The sequence below is a fragment of the Microbacterium sp. Bi128 genome, assembly GCF_918698205.1.
This window is the reverse complement of record NZ_CAKKMM010000387.1, coordinates 1-4,169: the sequence shown is the minus strand read 5'-3', so window position 1 is coordinate 4,169 and position 4,169 is coordinate 1. Positions and strand designations below refer to the sequence as shown.

5 protein-coding genes and 1 pseudogene are annotated in these 4,169 nt (G+C 66.3%); 5 read left to right on the top strand and 1 reads right to left on the bottom strand.

Going from position 1 to position 4,169, the window contains the following annotated elements; all coding sequences use genetic code 11:
• Window positions 1-23: 23 nt before the first annotated feature.
• From LQV45_RS19585 to LQV45_RS19565, 5 genes are all read left to right on the top strand, one after another.
• Window positions 24-563, top strand: coding sequence for a DUF3616 domain-containing protein (locus tag LQV45_RS19585; protein ID WP_308288898.1), 540 nt, complete (start codon window positions 24-26; stop codon window positions 561-563).
• 265 nt (window positions 564-828) lie between these two features.
• Window positions 829-1,137, top strand: a complete 309-nt coding sequence (locus LQV45_RS19580) for a hypothetical protein (protein WP_230008448.1) — start codon at window positions 829-831, stop codon at window positions 1,135-1,137.
• 74 nt (window positions 1,138-1,211) lie between these two features.
• Entirely contained in the window at window positions 1,212-1,727 is a 516-nt protein-coding gene (locus LQV45_RS19575; protein ID WP_230008447.1) for a hypothetical protein, read from the top strand.
• A gap of 128 nt (window positions 1,728-1,855) precedes the next feature.
• Window positions 1,856-3,127: an MFS transporter gene (locus LQV45_RS19570; protein WP_230008446.1), complete on the top strand. Its 1,272-nt coding sequence runs from the start codon at window positions 1,856-1,858 to the stop codon at window positions 3,125-3,127.
• Between the two features lie 96 nt (window positions 3,128-3,223).
• Window positions 3,224-3,541, top strand: a complete 318-nt coding sequence (locus tag LQV45_RS19565) for a hypothetical protein (protein ID WP_223917034.1) — start codon at window positions 3,224-3,226, stop codon at window positions 3,539-3,541.
• A gap of 51 nt (window positions 3,542-3,592) precedes the next feature.
• Here the strand turns inward: LQV45_RS19565 and LQV45_RS19560 are convergent.
• A pseudogene (locus LQV45_RS19560) lies at window positions 3,593-4,169 on the bottom strand (alkaline phosphatase family protein); the annotation flags it as partial.

Sequence of the window (4,169 nt, the reverse complement as noted above, 5' to 3'; positions counted from 1 at the left end):
ATGACCCACATCTTGGAAGCTTCATCCAGTCCTCGACGACCGGTCGCCCGATCCCGGGCAAGGACAACGGCATTGACTGCGAGGGCCTCGCCGTAGCGGGCGACCGGGTGTTCATCGGTCTGCGCGGGCCGGTGCTGCGTGGGTGGGCGATGATCATAGAGCTCCAGGTTGGTGGCGGGCCCGGCTTGGAGCCGCAGCCGATCGGTCCCGGGAATCGTCGCTACCGCAAGCACTTCCTTCGCCTGCATGGTTTGGGCGTGCGGGATCTGTGCCGTCACGGACGGGACATGCTCGTCCTGGCAGGACCCACCATGGAACTCGACGGGCGCGCGGCCGTGTTTCGCTGGCGGGGCGCGCTGACGTCGCAGGCCGAGGCCGTCCTGCCGAAAGACGACTTGCATTGCGAATTTGACGCGCCGTTCGGTGAGGACGAGGACCATGCCGAGGGGATCACCGTTCTCGACGATGACCGGTCGGCCTTGGTGTTGTATGGGACGCCGTCGGGGAAGCGCAAGACCGGACGCCACGCGATCAAAGCCGACGTTTTCCGCCTCAGCACATAGGAACGGGCGCCGCGACAGTCCCGGGGAGATGTTCCTATTGCTGCCGGCCCACTTTTCCCAGCCAGGCCTGCAGGAGAGGAACGACGACGTCGCTGTGCATCGCGCCCAGGTGATCGAGTGCGGGGAGTACTTGGGAATAGCCGTAGTTCACTTCGGAACGCCCTGGCGCCATGGCGGCCCGATGTCCCTGCTCTGGCGCACACCGGCGCAGGGGGCGAGAATGGGGTCGTGCTCACCCTGATCGAACCCCACGGGAAGGACTTTCATGACGCTGTATCAGCCTGAACCGGTCGAAATCTCAACGAGGATGCGGCCGGGGGAGTGGACCGAGGAAAGCCTGGAGATGCTCGTCGCGTCATATCGCGAGCAGCTGTCGCGCATGGGGGCGGCCGCCTCCGAGATCGACGTCGTGATCGACCGCGACGACGGAGGCGGAGTCAGCGTGGTGGCGTCCTGGCTCAAGCCTGACGTGGCGCAGGAACTGACAGAGGTGAAGGACGACGCCGGGCTCGTGGCGATGGATCCCGACGCCGGGTCAGTGCGGCCGGCGCACGACGATTCCGCGCCCCGATAGAACTTCTGGGCCCGCCATGCCCTCCGGTAGGGTGATGTTTCCCGAAGCAACCCTTCGATCAGAGTGGAGCATTCATGGCACCGCAGATTTCCGGAAAAATCGATAAGAAATTGTTCGGGCTCTACCTCTCGGACCACCTCGCGGGAGCCACAGCGGGGCAGGGCCGCATAGAGCGCATGGTGCGCGACTTCACGGACACCCCCTTCCACGCCGAACTTGCGGCACTTGCCACCCAAATCAGGCAGGAGCGGGAGTACCTGCGCGGACTAGTGGGGGATTTTGGCCTGCCACGGCGAACTCCGCGGCGGGTGGCGGCGTGGGTTGCGGAGCGTGCCGGCCGACTCAAGCTCAACGGGCGGGTGGTGAGCCGCTCGCCGATGACGCTGGTGCTGGAGTCCGAGGTCATGCGGTCGGCGGTGATGGGAAAACTAGGGCTGTGGCAGACGCTGCAGGATCTCTCCGGCGATCTGGGACTGGACGGTTCCAGGTTCGACGGACTGGCCACCAAGGCACGCGACCAGATCGCCACCCTGGACCGGGTCCATGAGTACGCCCGCCGGCGGTCGTTCTACACGAACCAGGGCTGCTGAGCGGACCGGGCATCGTCGGCTCGACCGTTCGCGTCCTGCCCTGCGCCTGGTGTGCACTGGCGCGTGCCGGCAGCGGAGACGAGAATGGGCTCGTGCTCCCTCCTCGCCCTGGCGGGGACGGCGACGCGATGAACGCCGCCGCCCGAAAGATTCAGCGCATCTATTTGACGTTGACGCTGGGCAATACCCTTGCGGCCTCGTTCATCTGGGGGATCAACACCCTTTTCCTGCTCGACGCCGGTCTCAGCAACTTCGAGGCGTTTGCCGCGAATGCCTTCTTCACGGCCGGCATGGTGCTGTTCGAGGTGCCCACCGGGGTGGTTGCCGACGGTTGGGGCCGGCGCGTCTCGTTCCTGCTCGGAACCGTGACCCTTGCCGTCTCGACCTACTTCTACTACCTGCTCTGGCAGTTCTCCGCCCCGTTCTGGTGGTGGGCGGTGGTGTCGGTCCTGCTCGGCCTGGGCTTCACCTTCTTCTCCGGAGCGGTGGAGGCCTGGCTCGTCGATGCACTGCGCTTCTCTGGGTTCGAGGGCGGGATGGAAGCGGTGCTCGGTCGAGGCCAGATGGTCGCCGGAGTCGCGATGCTCGCCGGCTCTGTTGCCGGCGGCGTGATCGCGCAGGCCACCAATCTGGGCGTGCCGTTCCTGATGCGCGTGGGCGTGTTGCTGGCCATGTTCGCGGTGGCGTTTGGGCTCATGCGCGACGTCGGGTTCACCCCCGAACGCTCGACCCATCCCCTCCAGGCGACCCGTGCTGTACTCGCCGCCTCGATCGAGAACGGCTTGAAGAATCCGCCCGTACGTTACGTGATGCTGGCCGCGCCGTTCACTTTCGGCGTCGGGATCTATGTGTTTTACGCCCTGCAGCCGTACCTGCTCGAGCTCTATGGGGACCCCCACGCGTATTCTGTCGCGGGCCTGGCGGCGGCCATCGTGGCCGCGGCGCAGGTGCTCGGCGGCTGGATGGCTCCGCGCATCCGGCGCCTTGTCCGCCGGCGCACCACCGTGTTGATCCTGAGCAGCGTCGTGGACACGGTGATCCTGGTGGTGCTCGGGTTCACCCACGTATTCTGGTTGGCCCTGGTGCTGTTGGCGCTCTGGGCAGTGGTGTCCTCGGCGGGCATACCGGTGCGGCAGGCGTACCTGAACGACATGATCGCCTCGAAGCAGCGCGCCACAGTGCTCAGCTTCGATTCACTCATGGGCTCAAGCGGTGGCGTGGTGGTCCAGCCGCTGCTCGGACGGGCGGCAGATGTGTACGGCTATGCCGCGTCGCTGGCGATCGGCGGCGTGATCGAGTTGATCGCGGTGCCGTTCCTGCTGGCGAGCCGCCGGCAACGCCACCAGGCCGATCAGTCCAACGCCCCGACCAGCACTAACACCGGATCCCAGCCGGCGTAAGACGCCAGCCGGAATAACACTTCGGCCATGCTCCTTACTTGGCGGGGCCTTCGGGGCCTACAGTGGGCGTGTAGAACCGTCGACAGGAGCGCCCCAGTGATTACCCTGCAGATCGAACACCAGGTCCGGGATTTTGACATGTGGCGGAGGGCTTTCGACAGCGATCCGCTGGACCGCGCTGCGTCGGGCGTGCGGTCATTCCGGATCTCGCGCCCGCTTGACCAGCAGGATTACGTGATGCTGGAGATGGACTTCGATACGCAGGCGGCGGCGGTGGACTTCCTGGGCCGGCTGCAGAACGATACGTGGAAAACGGGTGTGACGGCGCCGGCGCTGGTCGGTGAGCCATCGACCAGAATCATCGAAACGGTCGCCATCGAGAACGTGGCAGCCGCTGACCGCGACCTTCGGTAGAACGTCTGCGCCGACGCGGGGATCAGACGAGGGGATCACTAGAAGCTCACGTCATGCGTTTCGCTGTTGCCCCTGCTGCCCCTGGACGGGGTCCTGCGCGCTCCGCGGAGACACCGTGAGGGTGGCGACGCGTTCCAGCCTCGGATTCAGGTGGTCGCCGTCGTCCACCACCCCGGTCTGCCACCACAATTTCAGCCCTTCCGGTACCACTTCCAGGCAGGCCACGTTGTTTTGGAACCAGGGCCCCCGGATGCCGGACCAGTGGAACGGCGGGTCCGGCACCTTGGCCGAGCGCGCGACCAAGGCGCCTACCGGGGTGGCCAGGCCGTAGGACATGATGGCCGCGAAGGACCTCATCAGGCGGGGCAACGGGTTGCGGATGGGGGAGCAGACGGCCTGCAGGATCCGGCTGCCCGAGGCACGCTCCACCTCCGCCACATAGGAGTAGTGGACGTCCCCGGAGAGGAAGGTGATTGTTTCCGGTGCCGGGCCGCGTTTGCCGTCGGCGACTTCGGTGGCCATGGCCGCCAGTTCCCGGAAGCTGTTTTGGAATGCGCCCCAGTGTTCCAGGTCCAGCGCCTGGCGCAGCTTCTCGCCGGCCCAGGCGGCGCGGTTCCCCCACGCGCCC